The organism is Knoellia subterranea KCTC 19937 (assembly GCF_000768685.1).
Lineage (GTDB): Bacteria > Actinomycetota > Actinomycetes > Actinomycetales > Dermatophilaceae > Knoellia > Knoellia subterranea.
In genome coordinates, this window is record NZ_AVPK01000003.1 from 225,795 (window position 1) to 246,103 (window position 20,309).

The following is a 20,309-nucleotide window of genomic DNA, read 5'->3' on the forward strand; positions in this document are numbered from 1 at the left end:
ACCTCGATGCGTCCATCCACCGCGCTCGCCACCGTCCTCGTCGACGAGCTGATCCGCGGTGGCGTGCGCGAAGTCGTCCTCGCGCCCGGTTCGCGCTCCGCGCCCTTGGCGTATGCCGTCCAGCAGGCCGAGCGCGAAGGTCGCCTCCGACTGCACGTCCGGGTGGACGAGCGCACCGCAGGATTCCTGGCGCTGGGACTCGCAAAGGGTTCTCGCACACCGGTTCCCGTCATCACGACCTCCGGGACCGCCGTTGCGAACCTGCACCCGGCGGTGCTCGAGGCACATCACACGGGTGTACCGCTCGTCGTGCTGTCGGCGGACCGCCCGGCTGAGTTACGGGGGACGGGGGCGAACCAGACGACGGTGCAGCCCGGGATGTTCGGCGGGGCCGTGCGGTGGTCGGCGGACCTGCCCGCGCCCGAACTCGTCGAGTCCGTCGGCGCCTTTCACCGCTCGACGGTCTGCAGGGCCCTCGTGGCAGCCCGAGGAACAGCCGCGGATGGCCGCCCCGGCCCGGATGCTGGCCCGGTCCACCTCAATGTCTCGTTCCGCGACCCCCTGACCCCGGACCTGGGCGATGCCTCGGACGTCCATGCCGGGCGTGCCGACGGAGAGCCCTGGGTTCGCAGCCCCTTGGGTGGCTGGTTCGGCGAATCCAGCACTGGTGGTGTCGCGCACGTCCCGCGGACGCTCGTCGTCCTCGGCGACCTCTCACGGTCGCCCGTCTCCTCGGCGCAGGTCGTGGAGTGGGCCGTGTCCCGCGGCTATCCCGTCGTCGCAGAACCCTTCGGCGTGCATGACCGGACGGCCGTCGTGCCGCACGGGCCACTCCTCCTCACCGCGGGTGACTGGCTCGCTGCCCACGTTCCGGAGCGTGTCCTCGTCGTCGGCCGCATCACCCTGTCGCGCGCCGTGGCCGCATTGCTGCGCACGAAGGGCCTGCGCGTCGAGGTGTTCACGGGGGCGCCGCAGTGGCCCGATCCCGGCCACGTCGTCCATGAAGTGCATCCCCTGATGACCTTCGCCGGCGAATCCCCAGACGCGCCAGACCGACAGTGGTTGCAAGGTTGGGTCGGCGCCGGATCGGTTGTGGCACAGGCTGTTCGGGGGCAGAGTGCTCCCTGGGGGACGGGCCTCGCCGTGGCCTCTGTTGTCGGGGAGTCACTACCCGAAGGCGCTCAGCTCTTCGTCGGGTCCTCCAACCCGGTGCGGGACCTTGACCTCGGTATGAGCCGCGAGTCAGCCATCTCCGTCGTCGCCAATCGCGGACTCGCCGGCATCGACGGTTGCCTCTCGACGGCGATCGGGCTCGCCCTGACGACGGATGCACCGAGCTACGCGTGGGTCGGCGACCTCACCTTCCTGCACGATTCCAACGCTCTCGCCATCGGTCCTGACGAGCCGCGACCCGACCTGACGATCCTCGTCGGCAACGACGGTGGGGGCGGGATCTTCCGCACCCTCGAGCACGGCGCCCCCGAGCGGGCCGACGACTTCACCCGTATTTTCGGCACCCCGACGGGAACTGACATCGGGGCACTGTGCCGAGCACACGGCATACGCCATCTCGTCGCGGACTCGCGCGAAGCGGCAGCCGACGCGCTGTCCGCGCGGCCCGAGGGGATCACCGTCGTCGAGGTGCCGCTCGACCCCGAGTCGCACCGCGCCGCGCACGAGGGGCTGCGCGATCTCGCGCGGGAAGCCCTGGCGATTTCGGGCTGACGACGCGGCTTGCGAGAATGGCGGGGTGACCCAGACCCCCGCGCGCACCGATGTCCTCGTCGTCGGAGCCGGCCCCGCCGGTTCTGCTGCGGCTGCGTGGGCGGCGCGTGCCGGGCGTGAGGTCGTCCTCGCCGACGCGGCAGTCTTCCCTCGGGACAAGACCTGCGGTGACGGACTGACTCCCCGAGCCATCGCCGAGCTGCAGCACCTCGGCCTCGAGGAGTGGGTGCGCGGCCACACCGTCAACAACGGTCTGCGCGCGCACGGCTTCGGCCAGACGCTCGAGCTGCCGTGGCCCGGTGGCTCGCTGCCGAGCTGGGGTTCGGCCGTGGCGCGGACCGAGCTCGACGACCATCTCCGCACGACCGCGCTGAAGTTCGGTGCGGTCGGCGTGGAGGGCGCCAAGGCCGTGGACGCGCGCGTCGAGGGTGGGCGTGTCCGCGGGGTGACGTTCCAGCGCGACGGTGAGACCTTCGAGATCGAGTGCGAGCGGCTCGTCGTCGCCGACGGTGTGCGCTCGGGCCTCGGCAAGGTGCTCGGCCGCGAGTGGCACAAGGACACGGTCTATGCGGTGGCGGGTCGTTGCTATGTCGACTCCGACCGCTCGGATGATCCCTGGATCAGCTCGCACCTCGAGCTGCGCGGTGAGGAGGGCGAGATCCTCTCGGGCTACGGCTGGATCTTCCCGCTCGGCGGCGGTCAGGTGAATGTCGGCGCAGGGACTCTCGCCACGACGAAGCGTCCCGCCGAGGTGGCCGTCAAGCCGCTCATGGCGCGCTACGTCGAAGAGTGCCGCGAGCAGTTCGGCCTGCGTGGTGAGGCGCGCATGGCGACGAGTGCGCTGCTGCCCATGGGTGGCGCGGTGAGCGGTGTGGCTGGTCGGAACTGGGCGCTCATCGGGGACGCCGCGGCATGCATCAACCCGCTCAACGGCGAAGGCATCGACTACGGCCTCGAGACCGGGCGCCTCGTCGTCGAACAGCTCGACACCGACCTGTCGGTCACGTGGCCCGCACTGCTCAAGGAGCACTACGGCGAGGCGTTCTCGATCGCCCGCCGCCTCGCCGGCATCGCGACCGTGCCGCGGGTGCTGCCCGCGCTGGGGCCGATCGGCATGCGTTCGGACTTCGCCATGACATTGGCTCTGCGCTGGATGGGCAACTTCGTCACAGACGAGGACCGCGACCGCGCCGCCCGCGTGTGGCGCTGGGCCGGTCGTCGCTCCATCGCGATCGACGCCCGCCCGCCCTTCAGCTGACCATGGAATCTCGACCGGTGGAGTGGCGGGGGGTTGCACAACTCGGGCCGTGCGAGATGAAGGTGTACGCCATGAGCGTCGCTGGCACAGAATGCCCAGAGGCGCTGGACCGTGCCGCGCGCACACTCACGGCGAAGTTCGCTGCGTCGACTCCCGGCAGCGGTGTCGGCTATCTCCTGCTGCACCGTGCCCGGCCCGCGCACTTCGCACTGGCTCACGTGTGGGACGGGGTTGACCTCATCCAGTCCTACTGGACCTCGCCGCTGGATCGTCCCGCCGACTTGGGCCCTCATCGTGCAGGCGGTCGGGTGTGTGTGGGAACTCGAGGTCCTCGCCTTCGAGAGCTTCCTCTGGTCTGACTGTTACGGATTCGTTGACGCCAACGCCCGCTACCTTCGGCGGGACTTCGGTCGACGCGGCCAGGGCGTAGGGGACGGACCGCCAGCCGTGCCCGCCGTCGGTGGCCCTGATCAGGAGCGGTAGGCGTCCCGGCGGTGCTCTATCCGGAGCACCACCACTTCGCCGGCTTCGTCGTTGATCCGATACGGCACCCGATAGGTGCCACGACGTGCCGAGTGGATGCCTTGGAGTTCGCCCCTGAGCGGCTTGCCGACCCGGCGAGGATTGTCCGTGAGGCCCTCCGTCATGAACTCGATGACGGCGGCAGCCACCGCCTCGGGCAGGGCTGTCTGGAGTGCGCGGACCGCGGGTGGAGTGAGGATGAGTTCGTATGGCGCTTCAGCCACGTCGCAGAGCCCGGACCGCGTCGGCGCCTCGAACGACATCGCCGGACGCGTAGGCCTGGTCGGCCTCCCGGATGTCCGCAAGTGCCTCCGGGTCACTGAGCGCCGCGAGCGTCTCCTCAAGCTCACTCAGATCGTCGACGCTGAGGATGATGGCGGCCGCTCGGCCATTCCTGGTCACGATCACTCGCTCATGCTCGTTCTCGACCCTGTCGATGACGTCGCTGAAGTGGTTCCGGACGTCGCGGAGAGGTTCGATGCTCATGCACACAATTGTGGCGCTTTGTTCGGGTGGCCGCAAGTGTGCCGATACTTGACCTTCTGTGCACCTGAGGTTGCAGGGTGTTCTGCATGAACGAGACGCTGCGGATTGAGCTGTTCCCCTCCGATGTCGAGAGGTCGGCGGCGTTCTGCGCCTCGTTGGGCTTCGCAATCTCCGGGCTCGGTGACGAGCCGGTTGCGTATGCCGTGGCGCGGCTCGGTGCCGTGAGCATCGGTCTCTGCCGTGCGCAGCCCGTCAACCCGGCTGCCCGAGCCGTGCCTTCGGGAACCGAGATCGTCATCGACGTCGACGACGTGGACGCGACGTGGAATGCGGTCGTGGCCAGGGGCGTCGACCCGGCGGAGGATCTTGTCGACCGGCCTTGGGGTCTGCGTGACTTCCGAGTGCACGACCCCGACGGCTACTACCGACGCTTCACCAACCGGCGTGGGTAATTCCAGCCCGTGGTCGATCAGGAGGCGGGGGCCAGAGCGTCGCGCACTCCGGTCTCCTGCTGGCCGAGGACCGGATCGCGGCCAGTGACGACATCGCCGACGGCCTTGATGTTGGCGAGCTTCTCGCGGGTCCAACCGATCCACCAGTCGCGCGGGTATCGCCTCGCATCAGGGTGTCTCCCACCCCGGTGGTCGTCATGCCCGCGGCACGACACAGAGCGACGGCGCGCCCGACGTGGTACTTCTGCGAGATGACGGTGACCTCGTCGACGCCGAAGATCCGGTGGGCTCGCTGGCACGAGTCGTAGGTGTCACGCCCGGCGAAGTCGAGGACGATCGCCTCGGTCGGGACTCCGTGCTCCACGAGGTAGTCACGCATCGCCGTCGGCTCGTCGTACGCGTGTGTCCGGTTGTCGCCCGAGACGAGCAGGACCTTCACCGTGCCGGCGTCGTACAGCGCCTTGGCTGCGTCAAGGCGTGCCGCGAGCTAAGGGCTGGGCTGGCCACCCTGGAGGCCGGCACCCAGGACCAGCGCGACCGGCGCTTCCGGCGCGTCGGCCACGTCCGACGCGTCATGGACACGTCCGACCGACGCGATGAGAATCCACGCCCACGGCAACAACACCGCGAGCAGGCCGAGGACGACAGGTACCGACACCAGACGGACCCAGCGGCGCCCCCACAGTCTCTTCACGCACTCAGTGTGCGGGCCGGCATACCGGCGTGTCATGTCCCTAACCCGGGAATTGGGTGAGTCAGGGGCGCGGGGAGGTGAGTGCGTCGCGCATGGGGATGAGCTTGGCGTCCGACTCGGCCACCTCGGACTCGGGCTCGGAGCCGGCGACGATGCCGCAGCCGGCGTAGAGCGACATGCGGTGGTCGTCGTCGTGGTGGACGGCGCCGCAGCGCAGGGCGATGCCCCATTCGCCGTCGCCGCGCGCGTCCATCCAGCCGACCGGCCCGGCGTAGCGCCCGCGGTCCATGTGCTCGAGTTCGGAGATCAGTTCGTTGGCCACGGGGGTGGGTGTGCCGCACACGGCAGCGCTCGGGTGCAGCGACGCGGCGAGGGCGAGCGAGGTCGTGTCGTCGGTGAGGACGCCGGCCACGTCGGTCGCGAGGTGCATGACGTTGGAGAGGTGGAGCACGAACGGCGACTCGGGCACGTTCATCGAGGAGCAGTGCGGGGCAAGGGCGTCGGCGACCGAGCGCACGGCGTACTCGTGCTCCTCGAGGTCCTTCGACGACCGCGCCAAGGAGGCAGCCAACGCCAGGTCGTGTTCGTCGTCACCGGTCCGGCGGATCGTGCCCGCGAGGACGCGCGACGTCACGAGCCCTTTCTCGCGGCGGACGAGCATCTCGGGCGTCGCGCCGACGAGGCCGTCGACGGCGAAGACCCACGTCGATTCGTAGTTCTCGGCCAGCCGCGACAGCAACCAGCGCACGTCGATCGGCTCACTCGTGCGCACGTCGAGGTCGCGGGCAAGGACGACCTTGTCGAGTTCGTCGTTCTGGATGCGGGTCACGGCTTCGGCGACGGCGCCGGCCCACTCGGTCGGCGACAGCGACCCGTCGGCGAACGCCACCTCACCGGGTGCAGTCACGTCGTCGACCGCGGCCGGCAGCACCGACGGCGGCAACGCGTCCGTGGACGTCGTCGTCACCCACCACTGGTCGCCGCGACGACCGATGACGACCGACGGCACGACGAGAGTGGCACCGACAGGCGACTCAGCGGCATACGAGATCGATCCGAAGGCGACCGGCCCGGTGCCGGGGAGGTCGACCTCGTCGCGCACCACGGCCGAGGAGGACACGGAACGCCACCACGCCTCGAGCGCGGCGAAGCGATCGGCGCCGTGCGCTGTCACGGAGGCGGCGCGGCCCCAACCGACGAGGCCCTCTCCGCGGCGCACCCATGACGTGGTGTCGCGCGGGCTCGTCGCCGGCAGCAGTGCCAGCAGGGCCGCGCCGTCCTCGGGGGAGAGGGAGACGGTACGGGTGACGAGCGGCGCGAGAGGCGCGGAGTCCTGATCGGACGTGGGCAGGGACGTCATCACCGGTGAGCGTAACCCCGAGGGGCGCACGTCGCTGAATGGGTGCGGTGAGAGGATGACGACATGAGCCGCGCCTCCCTCGACAAGGACCCCCGCGACGTCGCCGCGATGTTCGACGACGTCGCCGAGAGGTACGACGTCACCAACGACGTCCTCTCCCTCGGCCAGGACCGCCTGTGGAGGCGCGCCGTCCTCAAGGCCGTCGACGCCAAGCCGGGAGAGCAGGTCCTCGACATCGCCGCCGGCACGGGTACGTCGAGTGAGCCGTTCGCCGACAACGGCGTGCACGTGGTCCCCGCCGACTTCTCGCTCGGCATGCTCCGGGTCGGCAAGAAGCGTCGCGACGACCTCGGATTCACCGCTGCCGACGCGATGCGGCTGCCGTTCGCGGATGCCAGCTTCGACGCGGTGACGATGTCGTTCGGGCTGCGCAACGTCGCGGACATCGACCTGGCCCTGCGCGAGTTCGCCCGCGTCACGAAGCCGGGTGGGCGGCTCGTCGTGTGCGAGTTCAGCCAGCCGGTCAACAAGGCGTTCCGCAAGGTCTACAGCGAGTACCTCATGGAGGCGCTGCCCCGCGTCGCCCGCAAGGTGAGCTCCAACCCGGAGTCGTACGTGTACCTCGCCGAGTCGATCCAGGCCTGGCCGGACCAGCGCGCGCTGGCGCAGCGGGTGGCCGACGCAGGGTGGGGCGAGGTGGCCTGGCGGAACCTCAGCGGCGGGATCGTGGCGCTGCACCGCGGAGTCAAGCCAGCTTGACCCGACTTTGGGCCGCTCGACCCTGAGTGCGAACCCGGGCGGAGCGGACCTTTGTGGGGTGACCCGATAAAGGGGCGCGGGGAGGGTTAGGTTCGCCTTAGTGAAGGTGGCGAAAACGGCTGCATAGAGTAGGTCGCTGTTCGTGAAGACTTTCACAAGCAAGGTGTGTCCGTGACCCTCGCCAGCGTGCGCGCAGACGTCGTTGTCATCGGAGCCGGCCCGGCCGGTTCCGCTGCTGCGGCGTACCTCGGCGCAGCCGGTCACGACGTCCTCGTCCTCGAGCGCACGCCCGACACCGTCGACACCGCCCGAGTCGGTGCCGAGGTCGTGTCGCCCCGGGCCGTGGCCGAACTCGAAGCCCTGGGCCTCACCGAATCCGACACCGACGACTGGCACCGCACGAGCGGCGTCCGCTTCGTCGGCGGCGGCATGCGCCTCGCCCTGCCGTGGTCGGACGTCGATGGCCGCCCCCGCCACGGATTCGTCCGGTCCCGTGCCGCTCTCGAATCCAGCCTGTGCGGGTATGCCGTGTCGCGCGGTGCGCAGTTCCGTCGCGGTGTCGAGGTGTCCGGCTTGACGACCGACGACGCCGGGCGCATCACCGGCGTCACCGCCGACGGGCTGACGGTGGAGGCCACCGTCGTCATCGACGCATCGGGTGTGCCGGGCCTCGGTCAGTCGGCCGGGGAGTCCGCGTCCGGGGTCGCCGTCACCGCCGAGTTCGAGAGCCCGCGCCACACCGACGACCACCTCGAGACCTGGCTCGAACTCACCGATTCGGAGGGCAAGCGCCTCCCCGGACACGGCTGGATCGTCGGCGACGGACAGGGCCGGGTCACCGTTGGCGTCGGGGCCCTCGCGGACGACACCCGCGCGACGCCCGAGGCCTGCGCGATGGTCCTGCGGCAGTGGTTGACCGCGTTGCCGGTCAACTGGCACCTGTCGGCGGCGACCATGACCGGCCCGATGGCCGGCGCCCGGCTCGGCACCGGTCGGGCCACCCGCCCCGTGCACGAGAACGGTCTGCTGCGCATCGGTGACACAGGACGTGTCGCCGACGCCTTCACCGGCGAGGGATTCGCGGCGGCACTCGCGTCCGGTCGACTCGCTGCGCACGTCGTCCACCGAGCCCTCGCCCACGAAGGCGCCGCTGAACGCGAAGGCGAGCTCGCGGCATACACGGCTCTGGTCGGTCGCGCGTTCGGCCGCCGCAGAGCCCTCGGACGGGTGGGAGCAAAGCTCATCGATCGCCCGTGGGCGACGCATCTGGCCACGACGTGGGGCCTTCCGCGGGAGGGCCTGATGAAGTTCGCACTCGCGCGTCTCACCACGCCGAACCACACCGAAGTTGAGACCTGCGTCACGACCTCTACGATGGGGCGCGTGACCCGCGCCGCCGCATACTCTGGCACCGAAAGGGGAGTTGATCAGTGATGAGCAACCCCTACGTCCCGATCCTCTTCCTCCTGGCGCTCGGCTTCGGCTTCGCCGCGCTCTCTGTCTTCACGAGTCTCGTCGTGGGACCCAAGCGCTACAACCGCGCGAAGTCCGAGCCCTACGAGTGCGGCATCCAGCCCTCGCCGCGCGCCGAGGGCGGTGGACGCGTGCCGATCAAGTACTTCCTCACGGCGATGCTCTTCATCATCTTCGACATCGAGTCGGTGTTCCTCTACCCCTTCGCCGTCGCCTTCGACCAGCTCGGACTCTTCGCGCTCGTCGAGATGGTCCTGTTCATCCTCACCGTCTTCGTCGCCTACGCGTACGTGTGGAAGCGCGGCGGACTGGAGTGGGACTGATGAGCGGCACGAGCGCAACAGAAAGCACAGGTAAGTAATGGGACTCGAAGAGAAGCTGCCCGCAGGCTTCGTGCTGACGACCCTCGAAAGCGTCGTCGGCTACATGCGCAAGGCCTCGATCTGGCCCGCGACGTTCGGCCTCGCCTGCTGTGCCATCGAGATGATGGCCGTTGGCACGCCGGACTACGACATCGCCCGCTTCGGCATGGAGCGCTTCTCGGCGACCCCGCGCCAGGCCGACCTGATGATCGTGGCCGGACGCGTGTCCAACAAGATGGCGCCGGTCGTTCGTCAGGTCTATGACCAGATGCCCAACCCCAAGTGGGTCATCTCCATGGGCGTCTGCGCCAGCTCGGGCGGCATGTTCAACAACTACGCGATCGTCCAGGGCGTCGACCACATCATCCCGGTCGACATCTATCTGCCGGGCTGCCCGCCGCGGCCGGAGATGCTGCTCAACGCGATCATCGAGCTGCACGACCAGATCCAGAACTCCAAGCTCGGTGTCAACCGGGTCGCCGCGGCCCGCGCGGCCGAGGAGGCCGCCCTGCGCGCGGTCCCGACGTCGCTCATGCCGCCCACCCACGACCACGGCGCCCTCACCGCCACGCCCGGGAAGAACCTCCTTGCATGAGTGACGAGAAGAAGGCCGACACGCCGGCCGAGAAGCCCGGGGAGCCCACGGCCACCGCGCCCGAGCCCACGGTCGACTCCGACGACCTGCACGCCACCGACCTCGACCTCACCGAGGCACGCGCGACCGGTGACACCGCTCCCGTCCAGATCGGCGAGCGCCGCGGCATGTTCGGCCCGACCAAGGGCGGCGACACCACCGGATATGGCGGCCTGCGCACCCCGATCCTCTTCCCCGGCGCCTCCGAGAAGCCCTACGGCAGTTACTTCGACGAGCTGACGGGCACCCTCGAGACGGCTCTTGGTGAAGCCGGCGACACGGCATACGGAAATGCTGTTGAACGCGTTGTCGTCGACCGCGGCGAGCTGACGCTGCACGTGGCCCGCGAGGCGCTGCCGACCGTGGCCCGCGCTCTGCGCGACGACCCGGCGCTGCGCTTCGAGATCTGCACCGGTGTCTCCGGCGTGCACTTCCCGAATGAGACCGGGCGTGAACTGCACGCGGTCTACCACCTGCTCTCGATCACCCACAACCGTCGCGTGCGCCTCGAGGTCTCGGCGCCGGACGGTGACGCGACGATCCCGTCGATCGTCTCGATCTACCCCTCCGCGGACTGGCACGAGCGCGAGACGTGGGACATGTTCGGAATCATCTTCGAGGGCCACCCGGCGCTGACCCGGATCCTCATGCCCGACGACTGGCCGGGCCACCCCCAGCGCAAGGACTATCCGCTGGGTGGCATCCCGGTGGAGTACAAGGGCGGCGTCGTACCCCCGCCCGACGAGCGGAGGTCGTACAACTGATGGCCAGCAACGACACCATCTACGAGGACAGCCCGGGCCTGACCCCCGAGCCCGGCGTCGGCGGCGACCCCTACGCCACGACGGATGCCGACCGCGAGGACGGCGCCCGCGTCTTCAACGCCTCCGGCGGCGACTGGGGCGACCTGGTCGACGAAGCGACCGCACTCCACGAGGAGCGCATCGTCGTCAACATGGGTCCGCAGCACCCGTCGACGCACGGCGTGCTCCGCCTCATCCTCGAACTCGACGGCGAGACGGTGACCGAGGCCCGCGCGGGCATCGGCTACCTGCACACCGGCATCGAGAAGAACATGGAGTTCCGCAGCTGGGTCCAGGGCGTCACGTTCTGCACCCGCATGGACTACCTGACGCCGATGTTCCAGGAGGTGACCTACTGCCTCGGCATCGAACGGCTGCTCGGCATCGAGGACCAGATCCCGGAGCGCGCCAACATCATCCGCGTCCTCATGATGGAGCTGACCCGCATCAACTCCCACCTCGTGTGCCTCGGCACCGGCGGCATGGAGCTGGGCGCGACGACCGTCATGACCGTCGGGTTCCGCGAGCGCGAGCGCATCCTGCGCATCTTCGAGGCCGTCACCGGCCTGCGCATGAACAACGCGTACATCCGTCCCGGTGGTGTGGCGCAGGACCTGCCGCACGGCTGCCTCGACCAGATCAGCGAGACCGTCGGCGACCTGCGCAAGGGTCTGCACGAGCTCGAGTTGCTGCTCAACGAGAACCCGATCCTCAAGGGTCGCACCAAGAACGTCGGCTACCTCGACCTCGCGGGCTGCATGGCACTGGGTGTCACGGGCCCGATGCTGCGCTCGACCGGCCTTCCGCACGACCTGCGCAAGAGCCAGCCCTACTGCGGCTACGAGACCTACGACTTCGAGGTCATCACCCGCACCGGCGCCGACGCCTACGACCGCATCCGGATCCGCCTCGACGAGATGTACGAATCGCTCAAGATCATCGAGCAGACCGTCGAGCGGCTCAAGAAGGTCCAGGGCCCGGTCATGGTCGAGGACAAGAAGATCGCGTGGCCGGCCCAGCTCTCCGTCGGCAGCGACGGCCAGGGCAACAGCCTCGACCACATCCGCGAGATCATGGGCACCTCGATGGAGTCCCTGATCCACCACTTCAAGCTCGTCACCGAGGGCTTCCGCGTTCCGGCCGGTCAGGCCTACGTGCCGGTCGAGTCGCCCAAGGGGGAGCTCGGCTGCCACCTCGTCTCCGACGGCGGCACGCGTCCCTACCGGGCGCACTTCCGGGACCCGAGCTTCAACAACCTGCAGGCCGTGGCCGCGCTGTCCGAAGGCGGCCAGGTCGCCGACGTCATCGTTGCCGTGGCGAGTATTGACCCGGTTATGGGAGGCGTGGACCGCTGATGGAGCACTACGGATTGCAGACGGCTGCCGGTCACCTGACGGTGTCGGCGGAGTCCAAGGAGCCGTATGCCGCGGACGTTCTCGAGGGTCTTCACGCGGACGCCGAGCTGGTCATCGCGCGCTACCCCCAGAAGCGTTCGGCCCTGCTGCCCCTGCTGCACCTCGTGCAGTCGGTCGACGGCTACGTCACCGGTCGCGGGATCGACTTCTGTGCCGAGGTCCTCGACCTGACCCGCGCCGAGGTCTCGGGCGTCGCGACGTTCTACACGCAGTACAAGCGCCACCCCAACGGTGAATACACCGTCGGCGTCTGCACCAACACTCTGTGCGCCGTCATGGGTGGCGACGAGATCTGGGAGTCGGTCTCCGAGCACCTCGGCATCGGCCACGACGAGACGACCGCCGACGGCAGGATCACGCTCGAGCGCATCGAGTGCAACGCCGCCTGCGACTACGCGCCCGTTGTCATGGCGAACTGGGAGTTCTTCGACAACCAGACGCCCGAGTCGACGAACCAGCTCGTCGACGACCTGCGCGAGGGCACCCCGGTCAAGCCGACCCGTGGCCCCAACACGCTGTGCACCTTCAAGCAGATGTCGCGCGTCCTCGCCGGCTTCCACGACGGCCTTGCCGACGAGGGTGTCGGCGCCGGCCCGGCCTCGTTGATCGGCCTCGAGGTCGCCCACGAGAACGGCTGGGAGGCCCCGTCTGCGACGCCCGCCCCGGCGCAGGCCGACGCTCCCGCCACGGACAGCGCCCCCAAGACGGGCGACGAGCACTCGTCGGCGAGCAAGCCGGGTTCGGCCGCCGCCACCGAGACGACGCCGACCCAAGCCGACGACAAGGCCGCTGGGGACAAGGCTGCTGGCGACAAGGCCGCTGGGGACAAGGCTGCCGACGAGAAGGCCGCTGGCGACAAGGCCGCCGACGAGAAGCCTTCCGACGAGAAGGACGAGAAGGCGGACGAGGCCCAGCCCGCGACCCTCTTCGATGACGGCGCCTCGACCGCCGAGGCCGAGCCCAAGGGCGACGCGCCCCTGACGGGCACGCCCGCCTCGGGTGCCTCGCAGGGTGCGCCGACCCAGACCGGCGGTCGTGCCCCCGAGGGCTTCAAGACCTCCTCCTTCGGTGACGGGTCCGTCGACGCGGACGGGACCGGGATCGGCCCGGACGGCTGGGACATCAAGGGCAACGCCAACTCGATGCTCTTCCACACGCCCGAGTCGCCGTGGTACGCCCGCACGAAGGCCGAGGTGTGGTTCCGTGACGAGGACGCCGCCACCGCAGCCGGATTCACCAATGCTCTCGACCGCAACAAGAAGGACGAGTCATGAGCACGACGCTGACCCCGATCCTCACGAAGTTCTGGGACGACCCGCAGAGCTGGACGCTCGAGACGTACGAGCGCAACGAGGGCTACCAGGCCTTCAAGAAGGCTCTCGGCATGAAGCCCGAGGACCTCGTCCAGATGACGAAGGACTCCGGCCTGCGCGGTCGTGGCGGCGCCGGCTTCCCGACCGGCATGAAGTGGGGCTTCCTGCCCCCGGCCGATGGCGGCCCCCGCTACCTCGTCGTCAACGCCGACGAGTCCGAGCCGGGCACGTGCAAGGACATCCCGCTCATGATGGCGGCCCCGCAGTTCCTCATCGAGGGTGTCGCGATCACGTCGTTCGCGATCGGCTGCAACCACGCCTTCATCTATCTCCGTGGCGAGGTCGTCCACGTCTACCGTCGTCTCCTGCGCGCGGTCGAGGAGGCCTACGCGGCCGGACACCTCGGCAAGAACATCCACGGCTCGGGCTTCGACCTCGAGGTCACGGTCCACGCCGGTGCCGGTGCCTACATCTGTGGTGAGGAGACCGCGCTCCTCGACAGCCTCGAGGGGCGTCGCGGCCAGCCGCGCCTCAAGCCGCCGTTCCCGGCCGTCGCCGGTCTCTACGCGCGCCCGACCGTCGTCAACAACGTCGAGTCCATCGCGTCCGTCCCGCCGATCCTGCTCCACGGCTCCGAGTGGTTCAGCGACATGGGCACCGAGAAGTCCCAGGGTTTCGGCATCTTCAGCCTTTCGGGCCACGTCAAGAACCCCGGCCAGTACGAAGCGCCGCTCGGCATCACGCTGCGCGAGCTCCTCGACATGGCCGGCGGCATGCGCGACCCCGAGAAGCAGCTGAAGTTCTGGACGCCCGGTGGCTCCTCGACGCCGCTCTTCACGGCCGAGCACCTCGACACCCCCCTCGACTTCGAGTCGGTCGCCGCGGCCGGCTCGATGCTCGGCACCCGCGCCCTGCAGATCTTTGACGAGACGACCTGTGTCGTGCGCGCCGTCGACCGCTGGACCGACTTCTACAAGCACGAGTCCTGTGGCAAGTGCACCCCGTGTCGTGAGGGCACGTGGTGGCTCAAGCAGATCCTCGGGCGGCTCGAGCACGGTCAGGGGTCCGAGGAGGACCTCGACAAGCTCCTCGACATCTGCGACAACATCCTCGGCCGCAGCTTCTGCGCGCTGGGCGACGGTGCGACGAGCCCGATCACGAGCTCGATCCAGTACTTCCGCGACGAGTACATCGCGCACTTGACCGAAGGCCACTGCCCGTTCGACCCGCGTGAGTCGACGCTCTTCCACAAGGACAAGGTGACCGCATGACCGTCACGTCCGACGCCAAGACCGGCGCAGACAGCGACAAGCCGGCCGTCGAGATGGTGGACCTCACCATCGACGGCATCGACGTCTCCGTCCCCAAGAACACCCTTGTCATCCGGGCGGCCGAGGAGGCCGGGATCGAGATCCCGCGCTTCTGCGACCACCCGCTCCTCGAGCCCGTCGGCGCCTGCCGCCAGTGCCTCGTCGACGTCGCGACCCCCGGCCCGGACGGCACCCTCCGCCCGATGCCGAAGCCGCAGGCGTCGTGCACCATGACGGTCTCGCCGGGCATGGACGTCAAGACGCAGCACACCTCGCCGGTCGCCGAGAAGGCCCAGCACGGCGTCATGGAGCTGCTCCTCATCAACCACCCGCTCGACTGCCCGGTCTGCGACAAGGGTGGCGAGTGCCCCCTGCAGAACCAGGCGATGAGCACGGGTCGCCCGGTGTCCCGCTTCGAGGACATCAAGCGGACCTACCCGAAGCCGATCAACATCTCGAGCCAGGTCCTCCTCGACCGCGAGCGGTGCGTGTTGTGTGCCCGCTGCACGCGCTTCTCGGAGCAGATCGCCGGTGACCCCTTCATCGCCCTCGTCGAGCGTGGCGCCCTCCAGCAGGTCGGCATCTACGAGGAGAAGCCCTTCGAGTCCTACTTCTCCGGCAACACGGTCCAGATCTGCCCGGTCGGCGCCCTGACCGGTGCGGCCTACCGCTTCCGTGCCCGCCCGTTCGACCTCGTCTCGACGCCGAGCGTCACCGAGCACGACGCCAGCGGTGCTGCGATCCGCATCGACCACCGCCGCGGCAGCGTCCTGCGCCGCATGGCTGCGGACGAGCCCGAGGTCAACGAGGAGTGGATCAGCGACAAGGACCGCTGGGCCTTCCAGTACGTCTCGACGCCCACCCGTCTCGAGTTGCCCATGGTGCGCGAGGACGGCGAGCTGCGGGTTGCCTCCTGGCGCGAAGCCCTCGAGGTTGCCGCCGAGGGTCTGCGGGCCGCCTCGGCTGCCGGTGTGCTCGTCGGTGGTCGCGTCAGCGCCGAGGACGCCTACGCCTACGGCAAGTTCGCTCGCACGATCCTCGGAACCAACGACATCGACTTCCGGGCGCGCCCGCACTCGGCCGAGGAGACCGCGTTCCTCGCGTCCCACGTCGTCGCGACCGCGCCACAGGGTGGCGCCGTCACCTACGCCGATCTCGAGTCGGCCAAGACGGTTGTCCTTGCAGGCTTCGAGCCCGAGGACGAGAGCCCGATCATCTTCCTGCGCCTTCGCAAGGCGTCGCGCAAGAACAAGACCGCCGTGTATGCCGTGTCGCCCGTTGCGACGCGCGGCCTCGCCAAGGTCTCGGGTCGCCTCATCCCGACCGCTCCCGGCACCGAGCCGGAGGTCCTCGAGGCCCTCGGCAAGGGTTCGGCCAGCGGTGCCGCCGGCGAAGGGCCCGACACCGTGCGCGAGGCCGCTGAGGCCCTGCGCGGTGAGGGCGCGATCATCCTTGTCGGCGAACGTCTCGCCACGGTTCCGGGCGCCCTGAGCGCTGCGGCCGCCCTCGCGGAGACGACGGGCGCGCGCCTCGCCTGGATCCCGCGCCGGGCGGGGGAGCGCGGCGCCCTCGAGGCCGGCGCCTTCCCGACGCTGCTGCCCGGCGGGCGCTCGGTGAGCGACGCCGCTGCCCGCAGCGACGTCGCCTCGGTGTGGGGCGTCGTCGGTCTGCCCGACACCCCGGGCCGTGATGCGGCCGCGATCCTCGAGGCCGCACGCACCGGCCAGCTCGGCGCCCTCGTCGTCGGTGGCGTCGACCCGCTCGACTTCGGTCGCGCCGACGCGGCTCAGGCCTTCGAGTCGACCTTCGTGGTCTCCCTCGAGCTCCGCGAGTCCGCCGTCACCCAGATCGCCGACGTCGTCCTGCCCGTCGCGGCGCACGCCGAGAAGGCCGGCACGTTCGTCAACTGGGAGGGACGCACCCGTCCGTTCCAGCAGGCCCTCGAGACCGGCTACGTCAGCGACCACCGCGTGCTCGACATGCTCGCCGACGAGATGGGCGAGTTCCTCGGCTGCCGCACGGCCGCCGAGGTGCGCGCCGAGATGGAGCGCATCGGCCCCTCGACGGGTGACCGCGCCGCGGCCCCGACGACGTCGGCCGGCGAGGTGCCCAGCGCCGAGGACGGCCACTTCGTCCTCGCGACCTGGCGCCACCTGCTCGACAAGGGTCTGCTCCAGGACGGCGAGCCCTTCCTGGCCGGCACCGCTCCGAAGCCGACCGCCAAGGTCTCCCCGGTCACGGCTGACTCGCTCGGGGTCACCGACGGCGACACCGTGACGGTGGTCGCGGGCGACGCCACGGTGACGGTCCCCGTCACCGTGACGGAAATGGCTGACCACGTCGTGTGGCTGCCGACGAACTCCGAAGGCTGCGACCTGCGCGGAACCCTCGCCGACGCACCGGCAATCCGTGTCTCCGTCACCAAGGTGGACAAGGTGGAATCAGAGTGAGCACCCTCCTGACCCTGCAACACGCGACGGCGACGTTCGCGGACACGGCGCTGGCCGGCATACAGACGCTTGCGACCGAAGGCAAGGACAACCCCAAGGCGGACTTCTCCGACACGCCGTGGTGGCTGTCCCTGGTGAAGGCGCTCATCATCTTCGTCTACCTGCTGCTGTCGACGCTGCTCGTCATCTGGTTCGAGCGCCGCGTCATCGGTCGCATGCAGCAGCGTCCGGGCCCCAACCGCAACGGCCCGTTCGGGCTGCTCCAGACCCTCGCCGACGGCATGAAGTCGATGCTCAAGGAGGACAACACCCCCGCCAAGGCGGACCGGTTCGTCTTCACGCTCGCGCCGCTCATCACGGCGACGATGTGCTTCATCGGCTTCGCGATCATCCCGCTCGCCGGTGAGGTGAGCATGTTCGGGCACCGCACACCGCTCCAGCTCGCGGACTCCTCGATCGCGGTGCTCTTCGTGCTCGCCATCGCCGGCATCGGCATCTACGGCGTCGTCCTCGCGGGCTGGTCCTCCGGCTCGCCCTACCCGCTCATGGGTGGTCTGCGCAGCTCCGCGCAGATGATCTCCTACGAGATCGCGATGGGCCTCTCCCTCGTCGCCGTCTTCCTCTACAGCGGCTCGATGTCGACCTCGCAGATCGTCGGCGCCCAGGGCAATGTCTGGTACATCATCCCGGCGTTCTTCAGCTTCTTCGTCTACGTCATCACGATGGTCGGTGAGACGAACCGGCTGCCGTTCGACCTCGCCGAGGGCGAGGGTGAGCTCACCGGTGGCTTCCACACCGAGTACGGCTCGATGCGCTTCGCCATGTTCTTCCTCGGTGAGTACATCAACATGTTCACCGTCGCCGCGCTCGCGACGACGATGTTCCTCGGTGGCTGGCAGGCGCCTCCCGGTATCGCGGCCATCAACGACGGCATGTTCAACGAGGGCTGGTGGGGCCTGCTCTGGTTCACCATCAAGCTCTGGATGTTCATGTTCGTCTTCGTGTGGCTGCGCGGCTCGCTGCCCCGCACGCGCTACGACCAGTTCATGCGCTTCGGGTGGAAGTTCCTCATCCCCGCCACACTCGCCTGGGTCGTGCTCGTCGCATTCTTCCGCGGCGCGCAGAACGGCTGGTTCGGTGACGCGGCCCTCGAGTTCGCGGGTCGGCGCTTCCCGGTCTCGTCGCTGGCCATCGTCGCGCTCGTCGCGGTCGGTGCCCTCGTCCTCGGCTGGTGGTGGGACAACCGCGCCATTGCGCGGGAAGCCGCCGCCAGCCAGGCCCCGCCGGAGGAGATCGACCCGTATGCCGGTGGCCACCCGGTGCCGCCGCTCCCCGGCCAGCGCCTGCGCGAGACCGCTCGCGTCGGTGCCCCCGCACTGCCCGAGGCCGACCCGCTCCGCGGGTCCGACGCCGATGCTGACAAGGAGGCCACTCGTGGCTGACGACCAGAAGAAGGGGTCATTCTTCTCCGACCTCTTCGCCCCCGTGGGTGGGTTCGGGGTGACCTTCGCGACGATGTTCCGCAAGGTCGCCACGACCGAGTACCCCGAGGTGAAGCGCCCCACGGCGCAGCGCTTCCACGGCCGGCACCAACTCAACCGTCACCCCGACGGTCTCGAGAAGTGCGTGGGCTGCGAACTGTGCGCCTGGGCCTGCCCGGCGGACGCGATCCTCGTCGAGGGCGCGAACAATGATGATGCAGCCGGCCAGCGCTTCTCGCCCGGCGAGCGGTACGGCCGCGTCTACCAGATCAACTACTTGCGCTGCATCTTCTGCGGCCTGTGCATCGAGGCCTGCCCGACGCGCGCGCTGACGATGACGAACGAGTACGAACTGGCCGACAACAACCGCGCCGACCTCATCTTCACCAAGGAGCAGCTCCTCGCGCCGCTCCAGGGCGGCATGGTCGCCGCGCCGCACCCGATGGTGCACGGCATGGAGGAGCGCGACTACTACCTCGGCAAGGTCTCCTCGGCGACCCCGACCCAGAAGGAATGGGTCGAGGCACACCACGTCAAGGCTGACGCCGACGCGACGAAGGGGGCGGCCAAGTGACCACGTTCTTTGGGCCCTGCTCGTCGCCCTTCCGGGCCTCACTCCTTCGTCGCTCGTGTCCTCAGGGGGTCCTCGCATGACCAGCACAGGAGAAGCCGTCCTCTTCTGGATCCTGGCCCCCCTCGCGGTCCTCGCGTCGATGGGCCTGATCTTTGCCCGCAAGGCCGTCCACGCCGCCCTCGGCATGGCCCTGACGATGATCATCCTCGGCGTTTTCTATCTCGCCCAGGACGCCGACTTCCTCGGTGTCATCCAGATCTTCGTCTACACCGGCGCCGTGATGATGCTCTTCCTCTTCGTCGTCATGCTCGTGGGCGTCGACTCCTCGGACAGCATCGTCGAGACCCTCAAGGGCCAGCGCGCCGCCACGGTCGTGCTGACGCTCGGTCTCGGCGCCCTCCTCATGGGTGCCATCGGTCGGATCACGGTGGGCGACGCCCCCGCCGACCGGCTCAAGTCGGTCAACGGCGAGACGGGCAACGTCTCCGGTGTCGCCGAACTGATCTTCGGCCGCTACGTCTGGGTCTTCGAGGCCACGTCGGCGCTGCTCATCACCGCAGCCCTGGCTGCGATGGTGCTCGCCCACCGTGAGCGTCTCGGCAAGCGCCCCGACCAGAGGGCCTGGAGCGAGCGGCGCGTCCGCAGCGGCGAGCACCTGGCCGGCCTCCCGGTCCCCGGTGTCTACGCCCGCCACAACGCCGTCGACACGCCGGCCCTGCTGCCGGACGGCACGCCCAGCGACCTGTCCATCTCGCGAGTCCTCACCGCCCGCGACCAGGTCGGCTCGGCCACGCCGTGGGTCGAGGCCGAGCGCGAGATCGAGCGCGAGGTGGGTGACGCGCGGTGGTCGGTCGAGGCTCTCAACGACGGGGACGGCGCTGCCGCCCGCACCGACTCTGACGCTCGCACCGACGCTGACCAGGAGGACAAGTCGTGAGCCTGATCAACTACATCTACCTCGCGACGCTGCTGTTCGTCATCGGCGGCGCAACGGTCCTGACCCGTCGCAACGCGATCGTCGTGTTCATGGGTGTCGAGCTCATGCTCAACGCCGCGAACCTCGCCTTCGTCACCTTCGCCCGCATGCACGGCAACCTCGACGGGCAGGTCATCGCCCTGTTCGTCATGGTCGTCGCCGCGGCCGAGGTCGTCGTCGGTCTCGCCATCATCATGGCGATCTTCCGTGCCCGCCGTTCGGCCTCGGTCGACGATGCCAACCTGCTGAAGCTCTAAGGGGC

21 protein-coding genes and 1 pseudogene are annotated in these 20,309 nt (G+C 69.3%); 17 read left to right on the plus strand and 5 right to left on the minus strand.

Annotated features, from left to right (window positions below):
• Positions 1-6: 6 nt before the first annotated feature.
• Both menD and N803_RS07175 read left to right on the plus strand, forming a co-directional pair.
• A complete protein-coding gene (gene menD / locus N803_RS07170) occupies positions 7-1,725 on the plus strand; it encodes a 2-succinyl-5-enolpyruvyl-6-hydroxy-3-cyclohexene-1-carboxylic-acid synthase (RefSeq protein ID WP_035903788.1) in 1,719 nt (572 codons plus the stop codon).
• Between the two features lie 25 nt (positions 1,726-1,750).
• Positions 1,751-2,983, plus strand: a complete 1,233-nt coding sequence (locus N803_RS07175) for a geranylgeranyl reductase family protein (RefSeq protein WP_035903789.1) — start codon at positions 1,751-1,753, stop codon at positions 2,981-2,983.
• A 470-nt stretch (positions 2,984-3,453) separates the two neighbouring features.
• Here the strand turns inward: N803_RS07175 and N803_RS07185 are convergent, their stop codons facing one another.
• Both N803_RS07185 and N803_RS07190 read right to left on the minus strand, forming a co-directional pair.
• On the minus strand, positions 3,454-3,729 hold the full coding sequence (locus tag N803_RS07185) for a type II toxin-antitoxin system RelE family toxin (protein ID WP_035903996.1): 276 nt from the start codon (positions 3,727-3,729) through the stop codon (positions 3,454-3,456).
• Positions 3,722-3,991, minus strand: coding sequence for a type II toxin-antitoxin system Phd/YefM family antitoxin (locus tag N803_RS07190; protein ID WP_035903791.1), 270 nt, complete (start codon positions 3,989-3,991; stop codon positions 3,722-3,724). The genes N803_RS07185 and N803_RS07190 overlap by 8 nt, the downstream gene beginning before the upstream one ends.
• 86 nt (positions 3,992-4,077) lie before the next feature.
• Here N803_RS07190 and N803_RS07195 point away from each other — a divergent pair, with 86 nt between their 5' ends.
• Positions 4,078-4,443 carry a VOC family protein gene (locus N803_RS07195; protein WP_035903792.1) on the plus strand — a complete coding sequence of 122 codons (366 nt, stop codon included), beginning with the start codon at positions 4,078-4,080 and terminating at the stop codon, positions 4,441-4,443.
• Here the strand turns inward: N803_RS07195 and N803_RS18860 are convergent.
• The 3 genes from N803_RS18860 to N803_RS07205 form a co-directional block, all read right to left on the minus strand.
• Entirely contained in the window at positions 4,424-4,882 is a 459-nt protein-coding gene (locus N803_RS18860; RefSeq protein ID WP_245617064.1) for a SanA/YdcF family protein, read from the minus strand. The two genes, N803_RS07195 and N803_RS18860, sit on opposite strands and share 20 nt — an antisense overlap.
• A gap of 48 nt (positions 4,883-4,930) precedes the next feature.
• Positions 4,931-5,137: a hypothetical protein gene (locus tag N803_RS18865; protein ID WP_245617066.1), complete on the minus strand. Its 207-nt coding sequence runs from the start codon at positions 5,135-5,137 to the stop codon at positions 4,931-4,933.
• A gap of 61 nt (positions 5,138-5,198) precedes the next feature.
• Entirely contained in the window at positions 5,199-6,497 is a 1,299-nt protein-coding gene (locus N803_RS07205; protein WP_035903793.1) for an isochorismate synthase, read from the minus strand.
• Between the two features lie 63 nt (positions 6,498-6,560).
• Between N803_RS07205 and N803_RS07210 the strand changes: the two genes are divergently transcribed.
• The 14 genes and pseudogenes from N803_RS07210 to nuoK all read left to right on the plus strand — a co-directional run bounded on the left by N803_RS07210 (position 6,561) and on the right by nuoK (position 20,304).
• On the plus strand, positions 6,561-7,256 hold the full coding sequence (locus N803_RS07210; RefSeq protein WP_035903795.1) for a demethylmenaquinone methyltransferase: 696 nt from the start codon (positions 6,561-6,563) through the stop codon (positions 7,254-7,256).
• Positions 7,257-7,427: 171 nt separating this feature from the next.
• A complete protein-coding gene (locus N803_RS07215; RefSeq protein WP_052112000.1) occupies positions 7,428-8,690 on the plus strand; it encodes an NAD(P)/FAD-dependent oxidoreductase in 1,263 nt (420 codons plus the stop codon).
• Positions 8,690-9,052 carry an NADH-quinone oxidoreductase subunit A gene (locus N803_RS07220; RefSeq protein ID WP_035903998.1) on the plus strand — a complete coding sequence of 121 codons (363 nt, stop codon included), beginning with the start codon at positions 8,690-8,692 and terminating at the stop codon, positions 9,050-9,052. The genes N803_RS07215 and N803_RS07220 overlap by 1 nt, the downstream gene beginning before the upstream one ends.
• Positions 9,053-9,089: 37 nt before the next feature.
• The gene (locus N803_RS07225; RefSeq protein ID WP_035903796.1) at positions 9,090-9,686 is read left to right on the plus strand and encodes a NuoB/complex I 20 kDa subunit family protein; all 597 of its coding nucleotides are present in this window, start codon (positions 9,090-9,092) and stop codon (positions 9,684-9,686) included.
• On the plus strand, positions 9,683-10,489 hold the full coding sequence (locus N803_RS07230) for an NADH-quinone oxidoreductase subunit C (protein ID WP_035903797.1): 807 nt from the start codon (positions 9,683-9,685) through the stop codon (positions 10,487-10,489). The genes N803_RS07225 and N803_RS07230 overlap by 4 nt, the downstream gene beginning before the upstream one ends.
• Positions 10,489-11,883 (plus strand): NADH-quinone oxidoreductase subunit D, encoded by a 1,395-nt coding sequence (locus N803_RS07235; protein ID WP_035903799.1) that lies wholly within the window; start codon positions 10,489-10,491, stop codon positions 11,881-11,883. The genes N803_RS07230 and N803_RS07235 overlap by 1 nt, the downstream gene beginning before the upstream one ends.
• Positions 11,883-12,689 (plus strand): annotated as a pseudogene (gene nuoE, locus N803_RS19165) (NADH-quinone oxidoreductase subunit NuoE); the annotation flags it as partial. The gene N803_RS07235 and the pseudogene nuoE, both read left to right, overlap by 1 nt.
• Before the next feature lie 375 nt (positions 12,690-13,064).
• On the plus strand, positions 13,065-13,217 hold the full coding sequence (locus N803_RS19220) for a sunset domain-containing protein (RefSeq protein WP_483790088.1): 153 nt from the start codon (positions 13,065-13,067) through the stop codon (positions 13,215-13,217).
• Positions 13,214-14,527 (plus strand): NADH-quinone oxidoreductase subunit NuoF, encoded by a 1,314-nt coding sequence (gene nuoF, locus N803_RS07245; protein WP_035903801.1) that lies wholly within the window; start codon positions 13,214-13,216, stop codon positions 14,525-14,527. Before N803_RS19220 ends, nuoF begins: the two co-directional genes overlap by 4 nt.
• On the plus strand, positions 14,524-17,016 hold the full coding sequence (locus N803_RS07250) for an NADH-quinone oxidoreductase subunit G (protein ID WP_035903803.1): 2,493 nt from the start codon (positions 14,524-14,526) through the stop codon (positions 17,014-17,016). Before nuoF ends, N803_RS07250 begins: the two co-directional genes overlap by 4 nt.
• Positions 17,013-18,458, plus strand: coding sequence for an NADH-quinone oxidoreductase subunit NuoH (nuoH, locus tag N803_RS07255; RefSeq protein WP_084764208.1), 1,446 nt, complete (start codon positions 17,013-17,015; stop codon positions 18,456-18,458). The genes N803_RS07250 and nuoH overlap by 4 nt, the downstream gene beginning before the upstream one ends.
• Positions 18,430-19,071 (plus strand): NADH-quinone oxidoreductase subunit NuoI, encoded by a 642-nt coding sequence (gene nuoI / locus N803_RS07260; RefSeq protein ID WP_052112032.1) that lies wholly within the window; start codon positions 18,430-18,432, stop codon positions 19,069-19,071. The genes nuoH and nuoI overlap by 29 nt, the downstream gene beginning before the upstream one ends.
• Before the next feature lie 76 nt (positions 19,072-19,147).
• Positions 19,148-20,008, plus strand: coding sequence for an NADH-quinone oxidoreductase subunit J (locus N803_RS07265; protein WP_084764210.1), 861 nt, complete (start codon positions 19,148-19,150; stop codon positions 20,006-20,008).
• A complete protein-coding gene (nuoK, locus tag N803_RS07270; protein ID WP_035903805.1) occupies positions 20,005-20,304 on the plus strand; it encodes an NADH-quinone oxidoreductase subunit NuoK in 300 nt (99 codons plus the stop codon). The genes N803_RS07265 and nuoK overlap by 4 nt, the downstream gene beginning before the upstream one ends.
• The last annotated feature ends 5 nt before the right edge of the window (positions 20,305-20,309 follow it).

Bases quoted from the DNA above. Each gene is read 5' to 3' on its own strand.
- N803_RS07230 (WP_035903797.1), top strand. From the start codon at position 9,683: ATGAGTGACGAGAAGAAGGCCGACACGCCGGCCGAGAAGCCCGGGGAG.
- N803_RS07190 (WP_035903791.1), bottom strand. From the start codon at position 3,991: ATGAGCATCGAACCTCTCCGCGACGTCCGGAACCACTTCAGCGACGTC.
- N803_RS07205 (WP_035903793.1), bottom strand. From the start codon at position 6,497: ATGACGTCCCTGCCCACGTCCGATCAGGACTCCGCGCCTCTCGCGCCG.
- N803_RS07235 (WP_035903799.1), top strand. From the start codon at position 10,489: ATGGCCAGCAACGACACCATCTACGAGGACAGCCCGGGCCTGACCCCC.
- N803_RS07225 (WP_035903796.1), top strand. From the start codon at position 9,090: ATGGGACTCGAAGAGAAGCTGCCCGCAGGCTTCGTGCTGACGACCCTC.
- N803_RS07250 (WP_035903803.1), top strand. From the start codon at position 14,524: ATGACCGTCACGTCCGACGCCAAGACCGGCGCAGACAGCGACAAGCCG.
- N803_RS07220 (WP_035903998.1), top strand. From the start codon at position 8,690: ATGAGCAACCCCTACGTCCCGATCCTCTTCCTCCTGGCGCTCGGCTTC.
- nuoI (WP_052112032.1), top strand. From the start codon at position 18,430: ATGCTGACAAGGAGGCCACTCGTGGCTGACGACCAGAAGAAGGGGTCA.
- N803_RS07210 (WP_035903795.1), top strand. From the start codon at position 6,561: ATGAGCCGCGCCTCCCTCGACAAGGACCCCCGCGACGTCGCCGCGATG.
- menD (WP_035903788.1), top strand. From the start codon at position 7: ATGCGTCCATCCACCGCGCTCGCCACCGTCCTCGTCGACGAGCTGATC.
- N803_RS07195 (WP_035903792.1), top strand. From the start codon at position 4,078: ATGAACGAGACGCTGCGGATTGAGCTGTTCCCCTCCGATGTCGAGAGG.
- N803_RS07265 (WP_084764210.1), top strand. From the start codon at position 19,148: ATGACCAGCACAGGAGAAGCCGTCCTCTTCTGGATCCTGGCCCCCCTC.
- nuoF (WP_035903801.1), top strand. From the start codon at position 13,214: ATGAGCACGACGCTGACCCCGATCCTCACGAAGTTCTGGGACGACCCG.